This is a genomic window from Pantoea sp. M_9 (genome assembly GCF_008631385.1).
Classification (GTDB): Bacteria; Pseudomonadota; Gammaproteobacteria; order Enterobacterales; family Enterobacteriaceae; genus Pantoea; species Pantoea eucrina.
Map to the genome: position 1 here is coordinate 330,696 of NZ_VWUF01000003.1, position 25,980 is coordinate 356,675.

The 25,980-nt window shown below is 56.2% G+C and carries 27 protein-coding genes and 2 tRNA genes; 14 read left to right on the forward strand and 15 right to left on the reverse strand.

Translation table 11 applies throughout. The features are described 5' to 3' along the window. Positions 1 to 12 precede the first annotated feature (12 nt). Genes sufC through F3I15_RS08425 form a run of 5 tightly spaced genes read left to right on the forward strand, consistent with a single transcriptional unit; the run spans position 13 to position 4,700 of the window. Complete coding sequence (gene sufC, locus F3I15_RS08405) at positions 13 to 759, forward strand: Fe-S cluster assembly ATPase SufC (RefSeq protein ID WP_039384106.1); 747 nt, start codon at positions 13 to 15, stop codon at positions 757 to 759. Then, positions 734 to 2,011 carry a Fe-S cluster assembly protein SufD gene (gene sufD / locus F3I15_RS08410; RefSeq protein WP_039384107.1) on the forward strand — a complete coding sequence of 426 codons (1,278 nt, stop codon included), beginning with the start codon at positions 734 to 736 and terminating at the stop codon, positions 2,009 to 2,011. Before sufC ends, sufD begins: the two co-directional genes overlap by 26 nt. After that, positions 2,008 to 3,228, forward strand: a complete 1,221-nt coding sequence (gene sufS, locus F3I15_RS08415) for a cysteine desulfurase SufS (protein ID WP_150017434.1) — start codon at positions 2,008 to 2,010, stop codon at positions 3,226 to 3,228. Before sufD ends, sufS begins: the two co-directional genes overlap by 4 nt. A gap of 20 nt (positions 3,229 to 3,248) precedes the next feature. Next, positions 3,249 to 3,665: a cysteine desulfuration protein SufE gene (gene sufE, locus F3I15_RS08420; protein WP_150017435.1), complete on the forward strand. Its 417-nt coding sequence runs from the start codon at positions 3,249 to 3,251 to the stop codon at positions 3,663 to 3,665. A gap of 60 nt (positions 3,666 to 3,725) precedes the next feature. Further along, positions 3,726 to 4,700, forward strand: coding sequence for a L,D-transpeptidase family protein (locus F3I15_RS08425; protein ID WP_150017436.1), 975 nt, complete (start codon positions 3,726 to 3,728; stop codon positions 4,698 to 4,700). 88 nt (positions 4,701 to 4,788) lie between these two features. On the opposite strand, the gene F3I15_RS08430 is transcribed toward F3I15_RS08425, so the two are convergent. The 5 genes from F3I15_RS08430 to F3I15_RS08450 all read right to left on the reverse strand — a co-directional run bounded on the left by F3I15_RS08430 (position 4,789) and on the right by F3I15_RS08450 (position 8,766). Continuing rightward, positions 4,789 to 5,025 (reverse strand): major outer membrane lipoprotein, encoded by a 237-nt coding sequence (locus F3I15_RS08430; RefSeq protein ID WP_039384115.1) that lies wholly within the window; start codon positions 5,023 to 5,025, stop codon positions 4,789 to 4,791. 302 nt (positions 5,026 to 5,327) lie between these two features. Then, a complete protein-coding gene (gene pykF, locus F3I15_RS08435) occupies positions 5,328 to 6,740 on the reverse strand; it encodes a pyruvate kinase PykF (protein ID WP_039384119.1) in 1,413 nt (470 codons plus the stop codon). A 343-nt stretch (positions 6,741 to 7,083) separates the two neighbouring features. Next, positions 7,084 to 7,160 (reverse strand) — tRNA-Val (locus F3I15_RS08440). Position 7,161: 1 nt separating this feature from the next. Beyond that, positions 7,162 to 7,238: transfer RNA gene (locus F3I15_RS08445), tRNA-Val, on the reverse strand. A gap of 154 nt (positions 7,239 to 7,392) precedes the next feature. Continuing rightward, complete coding sequence (locus tag F3I15_RS08450; protein WP_150017437.1) at positions 7,393 to 8,766, reverse strand: MATE family efflux transporter; 1,374 nt, start codon at positions 8,764 to 8,766, stop codon at positions 7,393 to 7,395. A 191-nt stretch (positions 8,767 to 8,957) separates the two neighbouring features. Here F3I15_RS08450 and F3I15_RS08455 point away from each other — a divergent pair, with 191 nt between their 5' ends. Next, the gene (locus F3I15_RS08455; RefSeq protein WP_039384122.1) at positions 8,958 to 9,614 is read left to right on the forward strand and encodes a riboflavin synthase; all 657 of its coding nucleotides are present in this window, start codon (positions 8,958 to 8,960) and stop codon (positions 9,612 to 9,614) included. Between the two features lie 34 nt (positions 9,615 to 9,648). On the opposite strand, the gene cfa is transcribed toward F3I15_RS08455, so the two are convergent. Together cfa and punC are read right to left on the reverse strand one after the other, a co-directional pair. Next, a complete protein-coding gene (gene cfa / locus F3I15_RS08460) occupies positions 9,649 to 10,797 on the reverse strand; it encodes a cyclopropane fatty acyl phospholipid synthase (RefSeq protein WP_150017438.1) in 1,149 nt (382 codons plus the stop codon). 273 nt (positions 10,798 to 11,070) lie between these two features. Continuing rightward, on the reverse strand, positions 11,071 to 12,264 hold the full coding sequence (punC, locus tag F3I15_RS08465) for a purine nucleoside transporter PunC (protein ID WP_150017439.1): 1,194 nt from the start codon (positions 12,262 to 12,264) through the stop codon (positions 11,071 to 11,073). Positions 12,265 to 12,371: 107 nt separating this feature from the next. Between punC and punR the strand changes: the two genes are divergently transcribed. Next, positions 12,372 to 13,283, forward strand: coding sequence for a DNA-binding transcriptional activator PunR (gene punR, locus F3I15_RS08470; RefSeq protein WP_150017440.1), 912 nt, complete (start codon positions 12,372 to 12,374; stop codon positions 13,281 to 13,283). Here punR and purR read toward each other — a convergent pair. Together purR and F3I15_RS08480 are read right to left on the reverse strand one after the other, a co-directional pair. Then, positions 13,280 to 14,305 carry an HTH-type transcriptional repressor PurR gene (gene purR / locus F3I15_RS08475; RefSeq protein WP_039384130.1) on the reverse strand — a complete coding sequence of 342 codons (1,026 nt, stop codon included), beginning with the start codon at positions 14,303 to 14,305 and terminating at the stop codon, positions 13,280 to 13,282. The two genes, punR and purR, sit on opposite strands and share 4 nt — an antisense overlap. 297 nt (positions 14,306 to 14,602) lie before the next feature. Next, positions 14,603 to 15,391 carry a C40 family peptidase gene (locus F3I15_RS08480; protein ID WP_150017441.1) on the reverse strand — a complete coding sequence of 263 codons (789 nt, stop codon included), beginning with the start codon at positions 15,389 to 15,391 and terminating at the stop codon, positions 14,603 to 14,605. 352 nt (positions 15,392 to 15,743) lie between these two features. Here F3I15_RS08480 and F3I15_RS08485 point away from each other — a divergent pair, with 352 nt between their 5' ends. Further along, a complete protein-coding gene (locus tag F3I15_RS08485) occupies positions 15,744 to 16,076 on the forward strand; it encodes a Grx4 family monothiol glutaredoxin (RefSeq protein ID WP_021506217.1) in 333 nt (110 codons plus the stop codon). Positions 16,077 to 16,114: 38 nt separating this feature from the next. Here F3I15_RS08485 and rnt read toward each other — a convergent pair whose 3' ends face one another. From rnt to eptA, 5 genes are all read right to left on the reverse strand, one after another. Continuing rightward, entirely contained in the window at positions 16,115 to 16,798 is a 684-nt protein-coding gene (gene rnt, locus F3I15_RS08490; protein WP_150017442.1) for a ribonuclease T, read from the reverse strand. Positions 16,799 to 16,906: 108 nt separating this feature from the next. Next, a complete protein-coding gene (gene gloA / locus F3I15_RS08495) occupies positions 16,907 to 17,314 on the reverse strand; it encodes a lactoylglutathione lyase (protein WP_039384137.1) in 408 nt (135 codons plus the stop codon). Positions 17,315 to 17,410: 96 nt separating this feature from the next. Further along, positions 17,411 to 18,508 (reverse strand): alkene reductase, encoded by a 1,098-nt coding sequence (locus F3I15_RS08500; RefSeq protein WP_113655489.1) that lies wholly within the window; start codon positions 18,506 to 18,508, stop codon positions 17,411 to 17,413. 41 nt (positions 18,509 to 18,549) lie between these two features. Then, positions 18,550 to 19,152, reverse strand: coding sequence for a TetR/AcrR family transcriptional regulator (locus F3I15_RS08505; RefSeq protein WP_150017443.1), 603 nt, complete (start codon positions 19,150 to 19,152; stop codon positions 18,550 to 18,552). 39 nt (positions 19,153 to 19,191) lie between these two features. Then, positions 19,192 to 20,829 carry a phosphoethanolamine transferase EptA gene (eptA, locus tag F3I15_RS08510; protein WP_150017444.1) on the reverse strand — a complete coding sequence of 546 codons (1,638 nt, stop codon included), beginning with the start codon at positions 20,827 to 20,829 and terminating at the stop codon, positions 19,192 to 19,194. Positions 20,830 to 21,012: 183 nt separating this feature from the next. Between eptA and F3I15_RS08515 the strand changes: the two genes are divergently transcribed. The 5 genes from F3I15_RS08515 (at position 21,013) to slyA (ending at position 24,068) form a co-directional block, all read left to right on the forward strand. Continuing rightward, positions 21,013 to 21,282, forward strand: a complete 270-nt coding sequence (locus F3I15_RS08515) for a DUF1289 domain-containing protein (protein WP_190314965.1) — start codon at positions 21,013 to 21,015, stop codon at positions 21,280 to 21,282. 64 nt (positions 21,283 to 21,346) lie between these two features. After that, positions 21,347 to 22,243 carry an aldo/keto reductase family oxidoreductase gene (locus F3I15_RS08520; protein WP_150017445.1) on the forward strand — a complete coding sequence of 299 codons (897 nt, stop codon included), beginning with the start codon at positions 21,347 to 21,349 and terminating at the stop codon, positions 22,241 to 22,243. Between the two features lie 81 nt (positions 22,244 to 22,324). Beyond that, on the forward strand, positions 22,325 to 22,843 hold the full coding sequence (gene sodC, locus F3I15_RS08525; protein WP_150017446.1) for a superoxide dismutase family protein: 519 nt from the start codon (positions 22,325 to 22,327) through the stop codon (positions 22,841 to 22,843). A gap of 125 nt (positions 22,844 to 22,968) precedes the next feature. Then, positions 22,969 to 23,436: a hypothetical protein gene (locus F3I15_RS08530; protein WP_039384148.1), complete on the forward strand. Its 468-nt coding sequence runs from the start codon at positions 22,969 to 22,971 to the stop codon at positions 23,434 to 23,436. Between the two features lie 194 nt (positions 23,437 to 23,630). Continuing rightward, positions 23,631 to 24,068, forward strand: a complete 438-nt coding sequence (gene slyA, locus F3I15_RS08535) for a transcriptional regulator SlyA (RefSeq protein WP_150017447.1) — start codon at positions 23,631 to 23,633, stop codon at positions 24,066 to 24,068. Positions 24,069 to 24,107: 39 nt separating this feature from the next. On the opposite strand, the gene slyB is transcribed toward slyA, so the two are convergent. Beyond that, the gene (slyB, locus tag F3I15_RS08540) at positions 24,108 to 24,575 is read right to left on the reverse strand and encodes an outer membrane lipoprotein SlyB (protein WP_150017448.1); all 468 of its coding nucleotides are present in this window, start codon (positions 24,573 to 24,575) and stop codon (positions 24,108 to 24,110) included. A gap of 277 nt (positions 24,576 to 24,852) precedes the next feature. On the opposite strand from slyB, the gene anmK reads away from it, so the two are divergent. Further along, positions 24,853 to 25,974, forward strand: a complete 1,122-nt coding sequence (gene anmK, locus F3I15_RS08545) for an anhydro-N-acetylmuramic acid kinase (RefSeq protein ID WP_150017479.1) — start codon at positions 24,853 to 24,855, stop codon at positions 25,972 to 25,974. Positions 25,975 to 25,980 lie beyond the last annotated feature (6 nt).

The following is a 25,980-nucleotide window of genomic DNA, read 5'->3' on the forward strand; positions in this document are numbered from 1 at the left end:
GAAGGAATAAGTATGTTAAGTATTAAAGATTTACAGGTTAGCGTTGAAGATAAAGAGATTTTGCGCGGTCTGAACCTGGAAGTTAAACCAGGTGAAGTCCACGCCATCATGGGCCCGAATGGCTCAGGCAAAAGTACGCTTTCAGCAACGCTGGCGGGTCGCGAAGATTACGAGATCACCGGTGGCTCCGTCACCTTTAAAGAGAAAGATCTGCTGGCGCTGGAACCTGAAGAGCGTGCCGGAGAAGGCATCTTTATGGCGTTCCAGTACCCGGTAGAGATCCCGGGTGTCAGCAACCAGTTTTTCCTGCAGACCTCTGTTAATGCGGTACGCAAATATCGCGAGCAGGAAGAGCTGGATCGCTTCGACTTCCAGGATTTTATCGAAGATAAAATCAAGCTGCTGAAAATGCCGGAAGATTTGCTGACGCGTTCAGTTAACGTCGGCTTCTCCGGTGGTGAGAAGAAGCGCAATGATATTCTGCAGATGGCGGCGCTGGAGCCGGAGCTCTGCATTCTCGATGAGACCGATTCGGGTCTGGATATTGATGCCCTGAAAATCGTGTCTGAGGGCGTTAACAGCCTGCGCGACGGTAAGCGCTCTTTCATCATCGTAACGCACTATCAGCGTATCCTGGATTACATTAAACCGGATCACGTGCACGTTCTTTATCAGGGTAAAATCGTTAAGTCTGGCGACTTTTCACTGGTGAAACAGCTGGAGGAGCAAGGCTATGGCTGGCTTACCGACGAAGAGTGATAATGCCCTGCAGCAGTGGCACCATCTGTTTGAGTCTCGCGGCGAGCAGCGCTCGCTGCAGGCGCAGCAGCACTGGCAGCAGCTGATGCGTGAAGGCTTGCCTACCCGCAAGCATGAAAACTGGAAATATACGTCGCTGGAGAGCCTGCTGGGACAGCACTTTGTGCTGCCTTCCGCGCAGAGCCTCAGCCGCGAGCAGGCGGATGCGCTGGCGCTGCCGCTGGATGCGGTACGACTGGTATTTGTTGATGGCCGCTTCCAGCCTGCGCTGAGCAGCACGGAAACCGATCTGTTTGAGATCCAGCACGTTCAGGCAGCGGAGCGTCGCGATTTGCCGGCGCCGGTACAGCCGGAGATTTTCCTGCATCTGACGGAGAGCCTGGCAGAAGAGGTGACGACGATTCGTCTGGCGCGCGGCAAAGCAGCTACCCGCCCACTCTACCTGCTGCATATCACCAGCGGTCAGGCAGATGCGCTTAATACCGTGCACCATCGTCATCATGTAGAGCTGGAGCAGAGTGCGGTAGCGGAAATCGTTGAGCACTATGTCACGCTGAATGACGCGGCGCACTTTACCGGCGCACGAATCACCTTTGCCGTGGCGGATAATGCGCAGCTGAAACATACCAAGCTCGCCTTTGAAACCAGCAGCAGCTATCACTTTGCGCATAATGACATTGTTATGGGGCAGGATGCGCGCGTCAGCAGCACCAGCTTCCTGCTGGGCGCAGGTCTGTCACGTCATAACACCAGCACCCAGCTGAATGGCGAAAACAGCGAGCTGGCAATGAACAGCCTGGTTCTGCCGGTGGGCAGCGAAATCGCAGATACCCGCAGCTATCTGGAGCACAACAAAGGCCACTGCCTGAGTCGTCAGCTGCATAAAACCATTTCGCGCGAAAAGGGCCGTGCCGTCTTCAATGGTCACATCAAAGTGGCACAGCACGCGCTGAAAACCGATGGCCAGATGACCAACAACAATCTGCTGCTGGGCCGGCTGGCTGAAGTCGATACCAAGCCACAGCTGGAGATCTACGCCGATGACGTTAAATGCAGTCATGGTGCCACCATCGGCCGTATTGATGATGAGCAGATGTTCTATCTGCGCTCGCGCGGTATCGCTGAAGAAGCGGCGCAGCAGATGATCATCCACGCTTTTGCCGCCGAACTGACCGAAACGCTGGATGATGACATCCTGCGTCAGGCGGTGCTGGCACGCATCTCACAGCGTTTCCCTGGAGTACATTCATGAGTTTCGATTCCGAACGAGTCAGAGCGGAGTTTCCGATCCTGAGTCGTGAGGTCAACGGACACCCGCTGGCCTACCTTGACAGCGCGGCCAGCGCACAGCGTCCGCTCGCGGTAATCAACGCGGAAAGTCATTTTTATCAGCACGGCTATGCCGCCGTGCATCGCGGCATCCATTCGCTGAGCGCCCAGGCCACCAGCGATATGGAAGCGGTACGTGCGCAGGCCGCGGCATTTCTGAATGCGGCTTCGCATGAAGAGATTATCTTTGTTAAAGGCACTACCGAAGGCATTAACCTGGTAGCCAATAGCTGGGGCGGCAGTCAGCTGCAGCCCGGTGACAATCTCATCATTACCGAGATGGAGCACCACGCTAACATCGTGCCGTGGCAGATGGTGGCACAGCGCACCGGTGCTGAGATCCGCGTCCTGCCGCTTAACGATAGCGGCGAACTGGCTACAGAACAGCTTGCTTCGCTTATCGACAGCCGCACCCGGCTACTGGCGGTCACGCACGTCTCTAACGTGCTGGGCACCGTTAACCCGGTTAAGGCGCTGGTCGCTCAGGCGAAAGCAGCCGGCCTGATCACACTGATTGATGGCGCACAGGCGGTGATGCATCACGCCGTTGACGTGCAGGATATCGACTGCGATTTCTACGTGTTCTCCGGACATAAGATCTATGGTCCGACCGGTATTGGCGTGCTCTATGCGCGTAAAGCGCTGCAGGAGCAGATGCCGCCGTGGGAAGGCGGGGGTTCCATGATTGATCAGGTCATGCTGCCGGTGGGAACCACCTGGAACAGCGCGCCGTGGCGCTTTGAAGCGGGTACGCCTAATACCGGCGGTATCATCGGTCTGGGTGCCGCACTGAACTGGGTAAGTGAACTGGGTCTTGACGCTATTCATGCACGCGAAAGCGCGCTGATGCGTTATGCGCTGGACAAACTCGCTTCAGTACCGGACATCGTGCTTTATGGCCCTGCGCAGCGCAGCGGGGTGATCGCCTTCAACCTGGGTAAACATCACGCCTTTGACGTTGGCAGCTTCCTCGATCAGTATGGTATTGCCATTCGCACCGGTCACCACTGTGCGATGCCGCTGATGCGCCACTATGCCGTACCGGCGATGTGTCGCGCCTCCTTCGCGCTTTATAACACCGAAGATGAGGCGGATCGGCTGGCCGCTGGCCTGACGCGTATCCATCGCCTGCTGGGCTAAGCAGATTTCAGGAGTAACAGATGGCGAACCTGCCGGAAAAAGAGAAGCTGGTGCGCAACTTTAATCGTTGCGCTAACTGGGAAGAGAAGTACCTTTACATCATTGAGCTGGGTGCAAAATTACCAGAATCCTCTGAAAGGCTGCATCAGCCTGAGCATGTCATTTCAGGCTGTCAGAGCCAGGTCTGGATCCGCATGACGCCGCAGGCGGACGGATCGATGGCGTTTGAAGGGGATAGCGACGCAGCTATTGTTAAGGGATTGATTGCAGTAGTATTTAGCCTCTATCAGGGGCTGAAACCGCAGGAGATCCTCGAGCTGGATGTGCGCCACTGGTTTGCGGAACTGGCGCTGACTCAGCACCTGACGCCAACGCGTTCTCAGGGGCTGGAAGCGATGATCCGCGCTATCCGGCATAACGCTCAGCAGCTCTGCTAAGGTACACTCTTCAGACCCCGGTTTAGCCGGGGTCTTTTCCATCCAGAAAGAGAAACCTGCATGAAACCTGCGTTACGTTTAGCTGGTGCACTGCTGCTGTCCTGCTTCGGACTCTCTGCACCTGCAATGGCTACTGAATATGCTCTCCCTGCCGACGACAGCCGCCTGATCGGCGAAAACGTTCTGACCACTATCTCTGATAACAAACAGCCGCTGGAGAGCGTGGCAGCGCGCTACAGCACGGGACTGCTCGGCCTGCTGGAAGCAAACCCCGGTGTTGATCCCTGGCTGCCGGCGGCAGGAACGCAGATCACCGTGCCGCTGCAGATGCTGTTGCCGGATGCGCCGCGCAAAGGGATTGTGGTGAATCTGGCTGAGCTGCGCCTCTACTACTATCCGCCGGGAGAAAACCGCGTGGTGGTCTATCCGATCGGCATTGGCCAGTTAGGCGCTGCCACGCCCGATATGGTGACGCGTATCAGCCAGAAAATTCCCAACCCGACCTGGACACCGACGCCAAATATTCGCAAGCGCTATGCGAAAGAGGGTGTGACGCTGCCGGTGACGGTTCCGGCCGGCCCTGATAATCCGATGGGACTGTTCGCCCTGCGTCTGGCGTATGGCAAGGGACACTACCTGATCCACGGCACTAACGCTGACTTTGGCATCGGCATGCGCGTCAGCTCCGGCTGCATTCGCCTGCGTCCCGCTGATATTGAAGCGCTGTTCAACAGCGTCCCGGCAGGCACGCGCGTTCAGATTGTTAATCAGCCGGTGAAGTACGCCATCGAACCAGACGGTAAACGCTATATTGAGGTTCATCAGCCGCTGTCGCGCAGTGAAAAAGATGATCCGCAGACGCAGCCGCTGGTGCGCAGCAACGCTCTGAAAGCCTTTAGCCGCAGTGCGAAAAGCGACAGTGCGCTGATTGAGGAGGCGATGACGCGCCGTTCAGGTATGCCGGTGCTGGTCAGCAGCGGTGAGCCGGTTGCCGCTGAGACGGCAGAGCAGGGTGCAGCAGAGCCACAGGGCTGAGGTCAGCCGGTCAGACAGCGCCACCGGGCGCTGGAGTCAGGACAAAAAAAATGGTGCCACCAGGGCACCATTTTTCAAACCAGAACTCTTACTTACGGTAAGAGTGAGCCTGGTTGTCCAGACGCTGGTTAGCGCGAGCTGCGTCATCTTTAGCAGCCTGAACGTCAGAACGCACTGCGTTCACGTCGTTGCTCAGCTGGTCAACTTTAGCGTTCAGAGTCTGAACGTCTGAAGACAGCTGGTCGATTTTAGCGTTGCTTGAGCAACCAGCCAGCAGAGTTGAACCCAGGATTACCGCGCCCAGTACCAGTTTAGTACGTTTCATTTTATACCCTCTAGATTAAGTTAATCTCCATGTAGCGTTACAAGTATTGCACAAAGCTTTTTAAGTTGAGAATAAATTTTTGATGAGAACATGCTTAAATTTGATCGTTCGCTCAAAGAAGCAGCATCTGGCAGAATATGATGAAAATATTTAGCGAAAACAGAGGGATTTAATCGGATTAACCTTAATTCCACAACATATTGAATAGTTATTTTCGATTTGAATTTTTCTGATTATAGATTAGCGATGGAATAAAAAAAGCGCCGGTTAAGGCGCTTGTTTAAATAAAGTGTGACGTTAAATCAAATCACATGCACGGAAGCAGTGTTAGTCGTTCCGCTTGGCACCAGGGCACCTGAAACCATCACGACCACATCGCCTTTCTGCGCGTAGCCGCTTTCCAGCGCCAGCTCTTTACCAATACGATAGAAATCATCGGTTGATTCAATGCGGGCAACCAGGCGAGTCTCGATACCTTTGCTCAGGATCAGCTGGCGGGCGGTTGTCTGGTTAGTCGTCAGTGCAAGAATGGTTGCGTCCGGGAAGTACTTACGTACTGATTTTGCTGATTTACCGCCCTCGGTGGCTACAACAATCAGTGGTGCTTCCAGTTTCTCTGCGGTCTCAACGGCACCACGGCAGACAGCTTCCGTAATACGCAGCTTGCGGGAATCTTTCAGCTCGTCGATGCGTGATTTCATCACGCGATCGGTACGCTCACAGATGGTGGCCATGATCGTGACCGACTCCAGCGGATAGCGGCCTTTGGCGCTCTCACCAGACAGCATCACGGCGTCAGTACCGTCAAGAATGGCGTTAGCCACGTCGCCCGCTTCAGCACGGGTAGGGCGCGGGTTTTTGATCATGGAGTCGAGCATCTGCGTGGCCGTGATAACCACTTTACGGGCTTTGTTGCACTTTTTGATCATCATCTTCTGCGCGAAGATAACCTCTTCGACCGGGATCTCTACGCCCAGATCGCCGCGCGCAACCATGATGCCGTCAGACGCTTCGAGAATTTCATCGAAGTTGTTAAGGCCTTCCTGGTTCTCAATTTTAGAGATGATCTGAATGTTCTCGCCGCCATGCGCTTTCAGATGTTCGCGGATCTCCAGCACGTCAGAGCGTTTACGAATAAACGACGCGGCGACAAAGTCCACTCCCTGCTCACAGCCAAAAATCAGATCGCGCTTATCTTTTTCTGCCAGTGCGGGCAGCTGGATAGAGACGCCAGGCAGGTTAACGCCTTTGTTTTCGCCGAGGTCGCCGTTATTCAGCACTTCACACACTACGCTGTTTTCCGTGACTTCAGTAACGGTCATGCCAATCAGGCCATCGTCGACCAGAACCGTGTTGCCAATTTTCAGATCTTCAGTAAAACCGGCATAGGTAACAGCGACGCGCTCATGGTTACCAATCACTGACTGATCGGTGGTAAAGGTAAAGGTCTGGCCCGCCTTGAGTGAAACGTCGTTGCCACCCTCCAGCTTCATGGTGCGGATTTCCGGTCCTTTGGTGTCCAGCAGAATCGCGGCCTGATGCCCCGTTTTTTCCATGACGGCACGCATATTTGCGATGCGCTGACCATGTTCGGCGTAATCACCGTGCGAGAAGTTGAGACGCATAACGTTCATGCCTGCTTCCAGCAGCTGGGTCAGCATCTCTTCTGATTCGGTTTTCGGCCCGATAGTACAAACAATCTTGGTCTTTTTCATGTCAGATATCTGTATGTTGTGATGGATGATAAAGGTCGGTATCCGATGCGCGGAGCACCGAAGTGAAAATGTGACGATTGTGGCTACGGATAATACAGAAGTAAGAATAGGTGACAGGAACTGAGCGTGCAGGGAAGTTATGCGTTGCAGAAGCAGGCCGGCAGAGCGGCGTTGCGCAAATCAGAGACATTGATGGCATAGGCACGTCAGCGCTGAAACCTTTCAGGTGAAACAACGAGCCATAGTATAATCGCTAAGTATGCGAAAACCAATATAAAAGCAGCAGGGGATATCGACCTGGATCAGGGAAAGTGATGTTGCGCAAGAAGAGGATACAGCGAAGTGGTGCGCTCTAATGGACTCGAACCATCGACCCCCACCATGTCAAGGTGGTGCTCTAACCAACTGAGCTAAGAGCGCNTGGTGCGCTCTAATGGACTCGAACCATCGACCCCCACCATGTCAAGGTGGTGCTCTAACCAACTGAGCTAAGAGCGCAACACGCTGTCAGGGCGACAGCGGGGACGAATATTAACGGTACGCCGGAAAGCTGGCAAGGGAAAAAAACAGAAAATCGGGACGACTGACCAGCATCTGTGCGAAGCGTCGCTTTTTTCAGCATTGCGGGCCAGATAAACGCCCGCTCAGCCACTTAGCGCGCCGCCCGCGCCAGAATAACCTCTGCAGGCAGACGCTGCATACGGCGAATACGCCAGATCATCATCGCGGCGGCAGAGGTCAGGCCCACAATAAAGCCGCACCAGAATCCGGCCGGACCCAGCGCCGGAACAATCCAGTCAGTCAGCGCCAGGATATAGCCTGCCGGCAGTCCCAATACCCAGTAAGCGATCAGCGTAATGAAAAAGATCGAGCGGGTATCTTTATAACCGCGCAGGATCCCGCTGCCGATAACCTGAATCGAATCGGAGAACTGATAGATCGCAGCCAGCAGCATCAGCTGGGCAGCCAGCGTAATGACCGCAGGGTTCGCCGTATAGAGCGCAGCGATATCGTGACGGAACGTGACGGTAAACAGGGCAGTGCAGGCCGCCATGGCAATGCCCACGCCCTGACCGGTCCAGGCGGCGGTGCGTGCACCTTCCGCCGAGCCTTCACCCAGCCGGTGACCCACGCGAATCGTGGTGGCTACCCCCAGCGACAGCGGCAGGACAAACATCAGTGAGCTGAAGTTAAGCGCGATCTGGTGTCCTGCGACATTCACAATGCCCAGTGGTGAAACCAGCAGCGCCACTACGGCAAACAGCGTAACTTCAAAGAACAGCGCCAGCGCTACCGGTAACCCCAGCGAAAAGAGCCGCGTGAGAATAGCGCGCGAGGGCGCTGACCAGCGTGAGGCCATGCGAATATCGCGCATCGCCGGCATACGCCGGAGCCAGAAGCGCATCACCAGAAACATCACCCAGTAGACGGAGGCGGTTGCCACGCCGCACCCCACGCCGCCGAGACGCGGCATACCAAAGTGGCCATAAATGAAGATGTAGTTCAGCGGAATGTTGGTCAGCAGCCCGAGAAAGCCCAGCAGCATGGCGGGTTTGGTTTTAGACAGACCGTCGCACTGGTTACGCGCCACCTGGAAAAAAAGATAGCCCGGTGCCCCCCAGAGCAGCGCATGCAGGTAACCTTCCGCTTTAATGGCCAGATCGGCGTCAATGTCATGCATTGCGCGGATAAGATAGCCCGCGTTCCATAACACAACCATAATGACAAGCGACACGGCCAGCGCCAGCCAGTACCCCTGGCGCACCTGCTCGGCAATGCGTTCACGTCGTCCGGACCCGTTGAGTTGCGCAACGGCTGGCGTCAGTGCCAGTAGCAGACCGTGACCAAAAAGAATGGCGGGAAGCCAGATAGAGGTGCCAACAGCAACGGCGGCCATATCCGTGGCGCTTACCGCACCGGCCATAACGGTATCTACAAATCCCATCGCAGTCTGGGCTACCTGAGCGAGGATCACCGGGATTGCGAGGGCCAGCAGCTGACGCGCTTCTGTTAAATACTTCTGCACGTATCACCTGTTTAATTAAGAGAGAGAGAAATTATTCCCGGCGAATGCGTGCTCAATGCAGCCAGAGCCCGCACGCGGAACAAATAATGATAACAAATTTATTTGCCTTTTATGCAACCATTGCGCATGCGCAAATTAAGTTGTGCTGGCAGGCTGTGATAAGCTAAGACAAACGCGTGGAGAGGATAGTTATGTTTACGGGTATTGTGCAGGGCGTGGCGGAAATCGTCGCCATTGAAGAGAAAGAGCTGTTTCGCACTCATACTGTACGTCTTGATGCAGCCCTGCTGCCAGGGCTGGAGCTGGGGGCGTCTGTGGCGCACAACGGCTGCTGCCTGACCGTAACGGCCATCGAAGAGGATCGGGTTAGCTTTGACCTGATCAAAGAGACGCTGCGCATTACCAATCTGGGTGCGCTGCAGGTGGGTGACAGAGTCAATATTGAGCGTGCGGCTAAATTCAGCGATGAAATTGGCGGACACCTGATGTCGGGTCATATTATGACCACCGCTGAAATCTGCAAAATCATTCAGTCGGAAAATAACCGCGAAGTCTGGTTCAGACTGCAGGATGCAGAACAGATAAAATATATTCTGCGCAAAGGCTATATCGGTATTGATGGCATCAGCCTGACGGTCGGCGATGTAACCAAAACCAAATTCTGCGTCCACCTGATTCCGGAAACGCTGGAGCGCACCACGCTGGGAAGCAAAAAGCTGGGGCATAAGGTCAATATCGAAATCGATCCGCAAACGCAGGCGATTGTGGATACCGTTGAGCGCGTTATGGCGCAGCGTGAAGCCGCCCTGATTGCCGCGGCAACAGCGCCGGCCGGACCGGCAGAATAAACTTCAGTAAAGGCGCGCTGCGCGCCTTTTTAACCTAGCGCGCAACGCGCAGCCCGCCTTCATAGCCGCGACTGAACATCACCTGCCACAGCTGAATATCCCGGGCGCGAAAGGCACCTGCACACGCATTGAGATAGTAGCTGAACATACGTTTAAAACGCTCATCATAGCGGGCAGAGAGCTGCGGCCACGCCGCCAGGAAACGCGTATGCCACGCCATGAGCGTGGTGTCATAATCGGTCCCGAAGTTGTGCCAGTCTTCCATAATAAAATAAGGCTCACTGGCGTCCGCTATCTGTCGCACAGAGGGCAGGCAGCCATTCGGGAAAATATATTTATCGATCCACGGATCTACCCGCATATCGGTTCTCACCGCCCCGATAGTGTGCAGCAGAAAAAGGCCGCCGGGTTTCAGGTTGCGGTTAACCACCCTGAAGTAGGTCGCATAATTTTTCGGGCCAACGTGCTCAAACATCCCGACGGAAACGATGCGGTCAAACTGCTGTTCAAGATCGCGATAATCCTGCAGCTGTATCGTGACGTCCAGCCCGGCACAGCGCTGCTGTGCCATCTTTTGCTGCTCCTGAGAGATAGTGACGCCATATACGCTGACACCGTAGCGGCGGGCAGCAAACTCCGCCAGCCCGCCCCAGCCGCAGCCGATATCCAGCAGAGACATGCCGGGTTCAAGCTGCAGTTTGCGGCAGATCAGATCCAGCTTGGCTTCCTGCGCCGCTTCCAGCGTGTCCGCATGATGCCAGTAGCCGCAGGAGTACTGCATATACGGGTCCAGCATCAGGCTGAACAGGTCATTACCCAAATCGTAGTGCGCTCTGCCGACCTGCCAGGCGCGCTTTTTTGATTGCAGATTGGTCAGCCGTGCAGCGGCGATGCGCAGCGTATCTTTGAAGTGGTGCGGCAGCTGGTGATCGAGATGATGTCTGAGCGCGCGCTGAAAAAACATATCCAGTCGTTCGCACGTCCACCACCCATCCATGTAACTTTCGCCCAGACCCAGTGAGCCTTCCTGTATCACGCGCTTAAAAAAGTCAGCATGATGAACCTGAATATCCCACGGTCGTGAACCATTAACGCGAATATCTGCCTGTTCAAGTAACTCCCGGGCAATACGAAACCACGCATTCTCTTCGGGAGTGACTGCTTCTGCACATGATGAACTCATAGCTTCTCCATCACCTTGTAAATAGGACCCGGGAAACAGAAGGATCTGCATCAGGTCTGTGAAAGAACGCAGGGTGGTGCCGTGCGCAGCTAAACCACATTAACAGAGGTATGAATAGTCCGGACTCACGCAATGCGCAGCGGCCTGGCCGCACGCAGAGGCTGTCCCGGTAAGACCGGGAGCGCTGTTCTTGTTATGAATATCAGAAGAGACAGCGACCTGCCGCGCGGACGGCGGGCAGATCGCTCTCTGGCAAAATAGCACCAGACCGGCTTATGCGTTGTCTTCGCAGGGATGGGCGATATCGGCTGATTTTGCTGTTGCGCGCTGCCAGGCGAAGCCCATCCAGGCGAGCACCACCGTACTTACCATTACCAGCGTAGTGTGATAAAGCGCCTGCTGCAAACCAGCCGAGACAATCAGGCTGGCAAGGAAGCATAAGCCAAGCTGCAGCAGATTCTGTAAACCGGCTGCTTTACCGCTGGCGTGCGGGAACGGCGCCAGCGCGCTGGCAACCACAATCGGGTAGATAGCGCCGTTTGCCAGCGCCATACCGCAGAAAGGCAGCAGCAGGGCAAAGAGCGACGGCGCGGGAAGCAGCGCAACGGCAAAGAGGCTCAGAATGCTCAGGCTGTAAATCAGCAGCAGCCACGGCAGCAGCTGCGCGCCCTGAAAGCGATTAAGCAGCGCACGACAGCCAAAACCGCCAATCAGGAAAGCCATCGTCTGCGGCACATAGCTGAGCCCGATATCGGCCGGGGTTAAGCCTGCGGCCGCCAGAATAAAGGGGGAGCCCGTCAGCCAGGCAAAGAAGCTGGCAGAGCAGGCGGAGTAAATCAGCACATTGCCACTGTAGGCGCGGGTAGCGAGCAGCGTCAGCCAGCCAGGCTGATCGCCGCGCGCCGCCTGAGAGATACGCGGCGAGCGAAGTCTGAGGGTACCTGCCAGCAGCACCAGCGTAATCAGCGTCAGCACCAGGAAAATAGTGCGCCAGTGAAAATGACTCATCAGCCAGGCACCCAGCAGCGGAGCCAGAGCAGGAGAGAGAGCCACCAGCGGCATGATAGTGGCAAACACTTTATTGGCCTGCGCTTTAGGATAGCGATCGATAACCAGCGCCTGCCAGCTCACGGCGGCGGCACAGACGCCCACAGCCTGAATAAAGCGCAGTGCCAGCATCAGCCAGACGTTGTCGGCCCACAGCATGGCCAGACAGCTCAGAGCAAATATTGAGAGGCCCGCCAGTAAAACCGGTTTGCGGCCAATTCGGTCAGAGAGGAGTCCCCAGCCCACCTGCGCACAGGCAAAGCCCGCCAGAAACAGGCTCAGGCTGGCGCTGATAACACCCGGAGCGGTGGCAAAATCACGCTGCATATCGCTGAATGCGGGCAGATACATATCCGTGGCGAGAAAGCCGAGCATGCTCAGCAGCGCCAGATAGGGCAGAAATCCTTTAGATGACATCACTATTTTCTCATTCGGCAGGGAAACGCGGAGGAGTGTAAAAGGGTGCAGTCAGCTTTGTGAAACGCTAATATTTGCAGAGTGCTGTTAAATTTTTTGAAGGCAAAAATATGTGGTCTGAATATGCGCTTGAGGTGGCGGACGCCGTCGCCCGCACCGGCAGTTTCAGCGCGGCAGCGCAGGAGCTGCACCGCGTGCCTTCTGCTATCAGCTATACCATCAGGCAGCTGGAGAGCTGGCTTGCCGTGGAGCTGTTTGAACGCCAGCATCGGGAAGTGGTTCTGACACCAGCCGGCGAGCATTTTGTGCGTGAAGGCCGCTCTGTTATCAAAAAAATGCTGGCGACGCGACGGCAGTGTCAGCAGCTGGCCAACGGCTGGCGCGGCCAGCTCACTATTGCCGTTGATTGTATCGTCAAGCCGCAGCGCACGCGCCAGCTGGTGAAAGATTTCTATCGCCACTTTCCCGATATGGAGCTGATCATCAGCTATGAAGTGTTTAACGGCGTGTGGGATGCGCTGGCTGATGGCCGGGTTGACGTAGCCATTGGCGCCACGCAGGCGATCCCGGTCGGCGGACGCTTTGCTTTTCAGGATATGGGCGCCCTTAACTGGCGCTGCGTGGTCAGTCCGGATCATCCACTGGCGCAGAGCGCGCATCCTGACGAAGAGGCGCTGCGCGCCTGGCCGTCGCTGGTGCTGGAAGATACGTCGCGCGCGCTACCGCGCCGTATGACGTGGACGCTGGATAATCAGCGCCGGCTGGTGGTGCCAGAGTGGGAAACCGGAATCGACTGCCTGCAGGCTGGCCTGTGCGTAGGGATGATCCCGGGACACCTGGCGCGGCCGCTACTGGATAGCGGCGCGCTGGTGGAGCTGATATTGCCGCAGCCTTTTCCGGAGAGTCCCTGCTGCGTCAGCTGGGCCGGGCAGCGGGCGTCGCCGGCGCTGGCCTGGCTGCTGGAATACCTGGGAGATGCTGAGACGCTAAATCATGAGTGGCTCAGCGAGCGCCGCGCTTAGCGGCGATAGTCGCGAAACGGACCATCCCCGACAGAGCGACGCTCAATCAGGCTGGGCTGAACTTCAATCGTTTGCGGCTCTTCGCGTTTACTGGTAATGCGGTCCAGCAGCATCTCCAGCGCTTTTTCACCCAGCTGAGCTTTGGGCTGATGCACCGTCGTCAGCGCCGGCGTAAAGTAGCGGGCGTTGCGCACATTGTCATAGCCGATCACCGAAATATCCTGCGGAACGCGCAGGCCCATCTCATCGGCGGCGCAGATCGCGCCCATTGCCATGATGTCGCCGCCGCAGAACACAGCGGTAGGACGCTGCTTCTGGCTCAGGATCTGCTGCATCGCCTGATAACCCGACTCAGGTTCAAAATCGCCCTGCACGATCCACTCCGCACGCACCGCGATCCCGGCTTCCTGCATCGCCTGCAGGAAGCCGGCGTGCCGTCCGCCGCCGGTATTGCGCTCCAGCTGGCCCGGGATAGCGCCAATATCGCGATGACCGCGCTCGATCAGGTAACGACCGGCCAGGTAGCCGCCCTGAAAGGCGTTATCCTGCACGGTATCGGTAAAATCACCGCGGGAAGCGCCCCAGTCCATGACCACCATCGGAATATTGCGATTCTCTTCCAGCATCTGAAGCAGATCGTCCGGATACTCAGAGCACATCACCAGCAGGCCATCTACCCGCTTTTGCGCCATCATCGACAGATAGGCGCGCTGCTTTTGCAGGTCATTGTGCGCGTTGCCCAGAATCAGCGTGTAGCCCTGAGCGAAGCAGTGATTTTCAATTGCTTCGATGATTTCAGCAAAGTAGGGGGCTTCACTGGACGTTGCCAGCAACCCCAGTGTTTTAGTGTGATTAACCTTCAGGCTGCGCGCCACGGCGCTGGGAGAATAGTGCAGCGCTTTAATCGCCTCCCACACGGCATTACGCGTCTCTTCAGCGACAAAGCGCGTTTTATTGATGACGTGCGAAACCGTGGTCGTTGATACGCCAGCGCGTTTTGCCACATCTTTAATTGTTGCCATGAAAATGGACCTCTTAAACCTATCGCAACTTTATGATAAGTATAGTGTTAAACGTTTGCGTCTGCGCAGGGTTTTCTGCCTCATTCCAGCGTAAAAATGGCTGATTCAGGGCGAGTAATTAACCGCAACAGATAATGACAGCAGCGTGCGCAAAAGGTGTTGCGCAACGAAAGGCGGCGATTCTAGCAAGGCAAGGGGCATAAAACGAGATTTTTACCTGCGGTCAGGTGAAAATATTTATAGTCCGGCAACTGGCGTGTAGCCAGACCGGGACGCGCGCGGCATGTTGCGCAACTGCTAACGAATGGTTTTAGGCGTCATCATGCGGCGTGCGCCAACATAATGCTTCTGCCAGTAATCTTCACCCAGCGCGCTGATCTGGATATCTTTGCCGGTACGCGGCGACTGAATAAATTTGCCGTTACCCAGATAAACGCCTACATGATCGGCTGTGCCGCGATTATTGATGCGGAAAAACACCAGATCGCCTTTCTCCAGCATTTCGCGCTTGATAGGAGCGGCATCGCGCAGATGATACATTTCATTGGCCGTGCGCGGCAGTTTGAAACGGACCAGATCTTTATAGGCGTACCAGACCAGGCCACTGCAGTCGAATCCGGTAAGCGGAGAGGTGCCACCCCACTGATAAGGTTTGCCCAGCTGGCCCATAAGTTTAGTCATGGCGGTTTCACGCGCCTTCTGATAGCGCAGGCGGTGAGATTTGCTGAGCCTGATACCGGTCAGCGCATCGCTACTCTCTTCCGCTGCCGCTGTTTTCCGGCTGGTACGCTGATGACCATATTTTTTGCTGGCAGAGAGGGCGGGCGCTTTTTTACGGGCGGTACGGGAAGTCACAGGCGGTTCTGCGTGCAGGTTTTTTTTCGATTTGACTTTCTGTACGGGCGTGACGCGTGTTTTTTTAGCCGAGGTTTTAACCGGACGTCGTTTGCGACGCTCATCGTCGCGCGCACTCTTTTTCTCCGCTTTCTGCAGGCTGGCGTTAACCGGCTTGTGCGGTGAAGCAGCGGCCACGTTAAAAAACAGCTGAGCAAAAGCCAGTATGAAAAGCGTAATCAGTAAACGCATAGTCCGGTTACAGGTTCGGCAGGCTGCAGAAGCAGACCGCGGCAATATTAGAAAATTCTGATCAGCGATCAGCGCCGGATTGATTCTAATCCACTTTTTTTACAAAAGGTAAGGTCTTTTTTATTAAATCCATCAACACAAGGGCTGTGCAGCAAAAATGAGCGGTTTCAGGCGGTTAACGCAGCATATTTATTGCTAATCGTGTATTAATACACACTTCGTCATACGCCCGTGTTGGCAAACTTAGCAAACATGGCGATTCATGCCGCAGCGAGGCAAATTCCCGATTTCAGTCGCGGGATGAAGTCGCTACAATAAACAAACACGAAGTGAAGAATTAAGGAAGGCAAAAATGAGTACTGTTGAAAAAATTCAGCGCCAGATCGCAGAAAACCCGATCCTGCTGTATATGAAAGGATCGCCAAAACTGCCAAGCTGCGGCTTCTCAGCTCAGGCTGTTCAGGCGCTCTCTGCCTGTGGCGAACGCTTCGCGTATGTCGATATCCTGCAGAATCCTGATATCCGTGCTGAACTGCCAAAATACGCTAACTGGCCAACCTTCCCGCAGCTGTGGGTGGATGGTGAGCTGGTCGGCGGCTGCGATATCATCGTTGAGATGTTCCAGCGCGGTGAACTTCAGCCACTGATCAAAGAAACCGCTGAGAAACACAAAGAAGCGGAATAAATCAAAAGGCCGGCGCAGCGCCGGCCTTTTTTATTCTCTTACTCTGCCGCGCTTTCGCCTGCGGCTTCGCTCTCTGCTTCAGCGTCATTCAGCGCCAGCGGCCAGCCACCTAAACGCTTCCAGCGGTTTACCAGTTCGCAAAACAGCATTGCCGTCTGCTCTGTATCATACAGCGCCGAATGCGCCTGCGTGCTGTCAAAATCGATACCTGCCGCCTTGCACGCTTTCGCCAGCACCGTCTGTCCCAGTACCAGCCCGCTCAGCGCTGCCGTATCAAAGGTGGCAAACGGATGGAAGGGGTTGCGCTTCAGGCTGGCGCGCTCAGCCGCCGCCGTGACAAAGCTGTGATCAAAGTTGGCATTATGCGCCACGATAATCGCCCGGTTGCAGCCGCTCTCTTTAAGCCCTTTGCGCACCTGTTTAAAGATGGCGTGCAGCGCTTCATATTCGCTCACTGCACCGCGCAGCGGGTTTGCAGGATCGATACCGGTAAACGCCAGCGCTTCAGGATGAAGAAGGGCACCTGCAAAGGGTTCAATGTGGAAATGCAGGGTTTCGTCACGCTGCAGCCAGCCATCCTCATCCATTTTCAGGGTCGTGGCGGCAATCTCCAGCAGCGCATCAGTCTGCGCATTAAAACCGGCGGTTTCAACATCGATAACTACCGGATAAAAGCCGCGAAAGCGTTGGTTAAGGGCGTTCTGGGCGTTCGATTCAGACATCAGGATCTCATAGCAGTGAAAAGGGCAGCGCGCATTATGGCAAAAAAGGCGGGAGGGTGCAGCAGATGAGAAAAACCAGCCCGCAAATTTGCGGGCTGGCGTCAGGCATCAGTTACCAAGGCCATTACCGGCATGCTTGTTTTCAATCAGCTCAATTTTATAGCCATCGGGATCTTCAACAAACGCAATAATCGTGCTGCCACCTTTAACCGGGCCCGCCTCACGGGTGACGTTGCCGCCCGCGCTGCGGATGCGCTCGCAGGTGGCGGCGACATCGTCTACGCCCAGCGCGATGTGACCATAGGCGTTACCGAGATCATATTTTTCCGTACCCCAGTTATAGGTCAGCTCAATGACCGCACCTTCGCTCTCTTCGGTGTAGCCCACAAATGCCAGAGTATATTTATATTCTGCATTTTCACTCTGACGCAGCACGCGCATACCCAGTACGCGGGTATAGAAGTCAATTGAGCGTTGCAGATCGCCAACGCGTAACATGGTGTGAAGTAAACGCATAACATCCTCTTTTTTAACATGGTCAGATTTTGACGCAGAAACAGTACAAGTATAGCGGGTGACGGAGCTGCCGCATCGTTATGCGGCAGCTGCCGGTTACAGCGTCGGGTAGTCGATGTAACCTTCCGCACCGCCGCCGTAGAAACTCTCCGGGCGCTGCGGGTTAAGCGGAGCATCCTGCTGCAGGCGGGCAACCAGGTCCGGGTTGGCAATAAAGTCGCGGCCAAACGCCACGGCATCAATCAGGCCGCGCGCGATCAAATCATCCGCTTTTTCCACGCTGTAGGCGCCGGCACCGATGATCACACCCGGGAAAGCCGCGCGGACTTTTTCGCGGAACGCATCAGTGTAAGGTTTGCCACCCGCCCAGTCTGGCTCAGAAAGGTGCAGATAGGCCAGGCCGCGTTTGCCCAGTTCACTGATATACCAGAGCGCAGCTTCCTCTTCATCCGGGCCATTTTCCAGGTTCTGGAACGCCCCGACAGGTGAAACGCGGATCCCGACGCGATCGGCAGACCAGTTGGCGATTGCTGCATCCACCACTTCCAGCGCAAAGCGGCCGCGCTTTTCAATCGAGCCGCCATACTCGTCGTCCCGCTTGTTTGAGTCAGGCGACAGGAACTGGTGCATCAGATAGCCGTGCGCTGAGTGCAGCTCAAGCAGGTCAAAGCCAGCTTCGCGGGCATTGGCTGCAGCCTGGCCGAAATCCTGGACAATCTGTTTAATTTCATCGACGGTCAGTTCGCGCGGCACGGAGGTCTCTTCGCGATACACGCTGCCGTCAGCGGCGCGCAGCGAGGTACGGGTACCGGCTGGCAGGGCAGACGGCGCAACCGGTGCATTGCCCTCGGGCTGCACGCTGTAATGCGAAATGCGGCCGGTATGCCACAGCTGAACCGCAACGTGGCCCTGAGCAGCGTGAATACCTTCGTTGATCATCTTCCATGCATCAATCTGCTGCTGCGTATGCAGGCCCGGTGCGCCCGCATAGCCTTTAGCCTGAAAAGAGACCTGCGTCGCTTCAGTAATAATCAGGCCCGCTCCGGCACGCTGCTGGTAGTACTCAGCCATCATCGGCGTGGGAACATCACCCGGCTCAATGCTGCGCAGCCGCGTCAGCGGTGCCATAAATACGCGGTTAGGAACGGTAACTGCACCCACTTTCAGCGGGGAAAATAGCTGTTTGCTCGCCATAATAATTCCTCTATTAGACCGGTCGTCTATAAACATCTGTTTTAAAAATGCGGGCCGTTAAGCCACTGTTCGATAGTGCTGAGTGCCAGATTAATTGGATCGGGTTCGCGGGAAATTTTGCTCTGCAGGCTGGCGCCCAGCCAGAGCAGGTAGCAACGCTGCGCAAGCTGCATCGGAGTCTGATTAAATAGCAGCGGCTGTTCAGCCGCTGCCTCGGTCAGGCAGTGTGCGTAAGCGGCAATAATGGCGCTGGCGCCGCGCTGCAGCGCATCGCGCATCGGCTCTGAGAGATCGCATACCTCAGCCGACAGCTTGACCCCCAGGCAGCCCATAATAAGCCCCTGCTCAGCAAACAGCTGCTGGCCTGAACGAAAATGCGCCAGCAGCCGCTGACGCGCGGGCAGGGAGGGCAGCGTCAGCTGCTGATTGATCTGCTGCAGATAATTGACGAAATAGCGCTCGAGCAGCGCAACGCCAAACGCCTCTTTAGAGCGGAAATAGTAATAGAAGGACCCTTTAGGCACGGCCGCCAGCGTGAGCACTTCGTTGAGTCCCATTCCGGTAAAGCCGCGCTGCAGACAAACCTGCTCGCCGGTAGCGAGCAGGTGTTCACGGGTTTCATTACGTTGCACACTTTTATTCATGAGCAGAAGCCTAGTAGACCAGTCGGTCTAATGCAAGCGTCAGCTTTTCTGCTGGCACGATTTGATCATATCCAGCTGCGGCTGATAAACCTGTGTCCGGATATCGAACAGGCCCAGCAGCGTATGAAACAGGTTATCCTGGGAGACCGGCAGCGTTGCTGCCTGCTGCCGCAGACAGGTTTCATCCAGATGAAACGCGCTGGCATAGCCGGGTGAAAACCACATCAGCAGCGGAATGTGCGTCTGCTGTGACGGGGCAAGCATCCAGGGCGCACCGTGCAGGTACATACCGTGTTCGCCCAGCGACTCGCCGTGATCCGAAAGATAGACCAGCGCCACGTTAAAGCGGTCGCTCAGCGCTTTCAGCTTGTCGATGGTCTGACTCAGCATGCTGTCGGTATAAAGCAGGGTATTGTCATAGGTGTTGACCAGCGCCTGCGGATCGCAATCCTGAATCTGATTACTGTCGCAGGTGGGTGTAAAACGGCGGAACGCAGCCGGATAGCGCAGATAGTAGGCCGGGCCGTGGCTTCCCATCTGATGCAGCACGATCACGCTGTCGTTATGTAAACTGTCAACGTAGTTATCGAAGCGATGCAGCAGCACGTCATCGAGGCAGAATCCGCTATGGCAGTATTGCGGTAACGACCACTGCGTCATGTCAGTGTGCGGCACGCGGTCGCAGGCGCCTTTACAGCCGCCATCATTCTCACGCCACAATACGCTGACTCCGGCGTGCGCCAGCACATCCAGTACGCCCTCCTGGTGATGTGCCAGGTCAGCATCGTAATGCTCGCGCGGCATCACCGAGAACATGCAGGGTACAGAAACCGCCGTCTCGGTGCCGCAGGAGGTCGCATGCGGATAGTAAATCACCTGCTGCTTCTGCAGTTCCGGATTGGTCTGGCGCGCATAGCCGCCCAGCGAAAAGTTCTCCGCGCGTGCCGTTTCTCCGACAATCAGCACCACCAGCGTTTTTTTAGCCGCCTGCGCGATCAGCGGGCCTTTGCGGGCATCCTGCCCGATTTTAATCAGCGCCTGGCTGCCCTGCAGATAGCGCTTATCAACATAGTGGCCGGCGCCGCTGATCACATTGGCTGGCGAGATCATTTTTACCAGCCCTTTGTTGTTACGGATCAGTGACGCATAATCTTTGTAGAACAGGGCTGCCATCAGCAGGATCACCAGCAGCGCCCCCAGCGCTCCCGCCAGCCGCTGCAGGATGCTCCACCACCAGCGCTGACTGCGCCTGACGCGCACGAAGGCGATCAGCAGCACCGGCAGCAGCCCCATCAGCAGCATCCAGACCAGCCAGCGCGGGCTTACCAGCGCATCCGCCTCCTGCACGCTGGACTCAAAGACGTTGGCCACCATATTGGTGTCGATCACCGTCCCAAAGCTGGACATAAAGTAGCTGGCTGCTGCACTCATCAGCACCAGTACAATCAACAGTGGCTTACGTACCCACGGCCAGGCAAACAGGCAAAACAGGAGATAGAATGCGGCCGTCAGCACGACCGGCATGCTGGCAGCAAAAAGGTAGTCGTGCAGTCGGGTATACGTAATGATTTTCCACGCCTGATGCAGAAAAAGCGCGTTCAGAATCAGCGCGAACAGCAGGGCAGCCAGCAGATTAAACCGGTTTTCGTGACACTGTAACTTAATGGCAGATTTCATTGAGGTTCATTATCAAGTCAGAATGGACGCACAATAGAGAAGAAATCTGAGGATAACCTTAAACGCCCTGCAGATGGCATTATTGTTAAAGTTAAATAACACTTATAGATTAGTTCAGAGAGCCGGGCAGGCACGCTTTCTTTTTGCCCGCCGCTTGCAGTTCACGCGGAAACTGTTATCACTATGTTATCCAGTAGCGAATCAGAGGCAGGTGTGGCTGAACAACTCGAGTTTTTCCCGGTACCCAGCCCCTGTCGCGGCATCTGTCAGACCGATGCGCGCGGCTATTGTCGCGGCTGCCTGCGAAGTCGTGAAGAGCGTTTTAACTGGATGCGCTTCAGCGATGCGCAGAAGCGTGAAGTGCTAAGGCTGTGCCGGCAGCGCTATCTGCGCCTGCAGCGTCAGCAAAAACCGGATGCGGATCAGGATCCGCAGCAGCCCTCGCTGTTTTAAACGCCGCTTCTGCCCTCATTTCGTTATACTCCCTTTTTTAACATTCAATGCAGGGAGTTTTGTTATGTTACAACCTCAGGCTATCTCCCCTCAGGGGCCGGCGTTCTCTCCTCTGGTAGTCGGCTACTGGCGGCTAATGGAGTGGGGGATGACACCACAGCAGCTGGTCTCATTTATTGAGTATCATCTCTCCCTCGGGCTGACCACGGTCGATCATGCGGACATCTATGGCGATTATCAGTGTGAGGCGGCGTTTGGGGCTGCGCTGCGCCTGGCGCCACAGCTGCGCGAACAGCTGCAGATTGTCACTAAGTGCGGCATCGCAACGCGGGCCAAACCTGAGCATCAAATCGGACACTACATCACCGATGCCAGCCATATTCTTCGCAGTGCGGAAAACTCGCTCACGCATTTTGCGACTGACTACCTCGACCTGCTGCTGATCCATCGTCCCGATCCGCTGATGGATGCCGATGAAGTGGCCGAAGCGTTTATGCAGCTGCATCAGAGCGGTAAAGTGCGTCATTTTGGCGTCTCGAATTTTACCCCGGCGCAGTTTTCGCTGCTGCAGTCGCGTCTGCCGTTTACGCTGGTGACTAACCAGCTGGAGATCTCGCCGCTGGAGCAGACCGCGCTGCTGGATGGCACGCTCGATCAGTGTCAGCAGGCGCGGATGCGTCCTATGGCGTGGTCCTGCCTCGGCGGCGGCCGTCTGTTCAGCGATCCACACTACCAGCCGCTGCGCGACGAGCTGAGCCAGGTTCAGCAGGAGATCGGTGCGGCCACGATTGAGCAGGTGGTCTATGCCTGGATCATGATGCTGCCATGCCGGCCACTGCCGATCATCGGCTCCGGTAAAACCAGCCGCATCGGTCAGGCGGCAGAGGCGGCTGCGCTGACGCTTAATCGCCAGCAGTGGTTCCGGATCCGTAAAGCCGCGCTCGGCTACGATGTGCCCTGAAGCGTAAAGCTTCGTCAACCTGCAGCAGCGCGGGCAAAAAGCGTCCAGACTTATCGGGTCTATCAACCGTAAGGAGACGTTATGAAAAGAACGCTTATTGCTCTTATGACGCTGGCCTGTTCGGCCGGTGCCAGTGCTGCTTCTCAGGAGGTCATGCTGCATCAGGTTTCCGCCCAGGGCGTCGGCGAGGCCGTGGGTAAAGTGACCATTACGGAAACGGACTACGGTCTGCAATTTACCCCGGCGTTAACCGGCATGAAACTGGGCATCCACGGTTTCCATGTGCATGCTAAAGGCAGCTGTGAGCCTGGCGAGTCGCAGGGGAAAACCGTGGCCGCCGGCGCTGCGGGTGGCCATCTTGATCCGCAGAACAGCGGCAAGCACCTCGGCCCTTATGCCGACGGGCACCTCGGCGATCTGCCGGCTCTCTATGTCACAGATGACGGCAAAGCCAGCTATCCGGTGGTTGCACCGCGTCTGAAATCGCTCAGTGATATTAAAGGTAAGGCGCTGATGGTTCACGTGGGCGGTGATAACCATGCCGATCATCCTGAACCGCTGGGAGGCGGAGGGGCGCGTCTTGCCTGCGGCGTAATCTGATCGACAGCGGGTAGCGCAGTAAGAGCTGCCCGCTGCAATAAAATTCTGACACCGTTTAATGCTACTCAGTACGATTATTCCGCTCTATCATAGCGATACAGTCAGGGAACCACTCAGGGGCAGGAATGAAAAGCTTAGGGATAGTGCTGCTGGCACTGTTACTTGCAGGGTGCGATCGGCCCAGGGATACGCAGCTGCGTCTCGACGCCAGCCGTCAGCTGCAGCGCAATATAGATACCAGTCCGCTGCGCGCCAGCTGCGAGCATATCGCCCGCGGCCGGGAGTGGCTGACGCCGCATAGCGTGCAGCAGCTGGAGAAGCACCATTGCCAGAACGTGCTGCGCAGCGCCAGCGAAACTAATTTCCTCAATACGGCAATCTATACGCAGACTATCCCGGTGGTCTGCGGCTCAATTCAGGGGCGCAGCTTTACCGGAACCACGCTGACCCGCCGCTTTATCTACTCTTATGATGAAAAAGCGCTGGTGATCAGGCCGGAGAGCGAACAGGATAAAAGCCGGTTTGAAGATCGTAAAACGCTGGCGCAGCTGCAAACCGATTTTCAGAATCAGTGGGCAAAATATTGCCGGTAACTACTCCGGCAGTGCCTGCTGTAGCTGAGCCAGCGCACGCTTCGCGAGTGGTCAGGGACTGTACAAGCAGTTAAGCCACATACCCTGGCGCAGCCGCCACAGGGCTGGCCTGCTATTTGTATTTTGTCCTGTAAACTCGCAAAATGGTGTAAAATCTGGCTTGATAGCTAGCAAGCTAATTATAAGGAGATGAAATGGATACGCCACTTGGAACCGACCTGTCGCGCCTGGTGCGCATCTGGCGCGCGTTAATCGATCAGCGCCTGAAGCCGCTGGAGCTGACACAAACGCACTGGGTGACTTTGCATAATATTCATCAACTTCCGCCAGAACAGTCGCAGATCCAGCTGGCTAAAGCGATCGGTATTGAGCAGCCTTCGCTGGTGCGCACGCTGGATCAGCTGGAAGAGAAGGGGCTGATCACCCGCTCTACCTGCGCAAACGATCGGCGGGCGAAACGCATCAGGCTGACCAAAGAAGCCGCACCGATTATCGGGCAGGTAGAGCACGTTATTGATGCAACCCGCGACGATATTCTGGCTGGCATCAGCGCCGAAGAGATCAATCAGATGGTTACGCTGATTGCGCGGCTTGAAAAAAATATTCTCGATTTACAGCATCGCGAAAAATAAAAAACCGACGCCAGGCGTCGGTTTTTTTGCGCAACAGAGTTAGCGCGGAGAGACCGTGACCTGGCTGCCGTTAGAGGCCAGTACCACGCGCTGGCCTGGTGAGTAGCGGCTCGCATCCTGCTTCTGCACGACCATGATGGTATTACCATCATCTTTGCGGATTTCCAGCTCAACGCCGTTAGATTTGTTAATGGCTCCTTGTACGCCCTGGCCCGCAACGCCGCCCAGTACCGCACCGCCTGCCGTCGCCAGGCTGCGACCTGCACCACCGCCGATGGTGTTACCCAGGAAACCACCCAGCACCGCACCGCCAATAGCGCCAATAACATTGCTGTCATCGCCACCCTGAATCTTAACCGGGCGCACTGACACCAGCGTACCGTATGATACATTTTGGACCTGCTTGGCTTCACTGGCGCTGTAAACATCGCCTGAGAGGGTGTCATTGCTGACACAGCCTGCCAGCGTTACACCAGCGAGGGCCACGGCTATGAAACGCTTAATCATCAGAAAGCTCCTTTATAAAAAACGCCATGTTCTCATCCTGCTCTGCACAGAGTATAAGACAGAAAGCGACGCATGGATGCCATGCCGCACAATCAGTACCAGAGTCGCAGCATAGAGTATGCCTCATCAACAAAAATTCAATCCGCCGGTAAAAATATTTCCGCTCTGCTGTACTGCGCATGGCAGAGTGAAAAGCAGAAAGTTATCATCATATTAGAAAGGCGGCATCAGCAGAGTGCCGGCGCCGGCACCCGCCGGATAACGAGGAGCTATCGTGATAAAGTCAGGACGCTATATCGGAGTAATGTCAGGCACCAGTCTGGATGGCGTGGATGTGGTGCTGGCGGCGATCGACCGTCACATGGTGGCGCAGCAGGCGAGTTACTGTCACCCTTTTCCCCCCGCACTGCGGCAAAAGGTACTGGCTATATGCCAGGGGCAGCCGCTGACGCTGTCGCAGCTCGGGCAGCTGGATACCGAGCTGGGTAAGCTGTTCGCCGAGGCGGTACTGACCCTGATGCGTCAGCAGGCGCTGGAAGCCGATGACATCATGGCCATCGGCTGCCATGGACAAACCGTCTGGCATGAGCCCGGCAGCGCCGCCCCTAATACGCTGCAGATTGGCGATAATAACCAGCTGGTTGCCGCCACCGGCGTGACCGTGGTAGGCGATTTTCGCCGGCGCGATATGGCGCTGGGCGGGCAGGGCGCGCCGCTGGTGCCTGCGTTTCATCAGGCGCTGCTTATGGACAGCAGTGAACGCCGTATGGTGCTGAACATCGGCGGCATCGCTAATCTGTCGCTGCTGATCCCGGGGCAGCCGGTACGGGGCTTTGATACCGGCCCCGGCAACATGCTGATTGACGCCTGGATCTGGCGTCATCAGGGAGTGAGCTACGATCATAACGGGGCCTGGGCCGCCAGCGGGCAGGTGGTGCCCGCGCTGCTGGAGCAGATGCTGAACGATCCCTGGTTTGCGCTGCCGCCGCCGAAAAGTACCGGCCGCGAATACTTCAATCCCGGCTGGATAGAGCGTCAGCTGCAGGCATTCCCGGCGCTGGCCCCGGAGGATGTTCAGGCTACGCTGAGCGAGCTGACGGCGCTGACAATTGTACAACAGATCCAGCTCAGCAACGGCTGCGATCGTCTGCTGGTATGCGGCGGCGGCGGTCGCAACCCGCTGCTGATGGCGCGACTCGCGGCGCATCTTCCCGGCACCGAGGTGACCACCACCGATGCTGCGGGCGTCAGCGGAGATGACATGGAAGCGCTGGCCTTTGCCTGGCTGGCGTTCCGGACCCTCTCTGGCCTGCCAGGCAATCTGCCTGCGGTCACCGGAGCGCGTGAAATGAGCGTGCTGGGTGCTATCTATCCGGCAAATAGCCGGTCGACACGATAAGGAGAA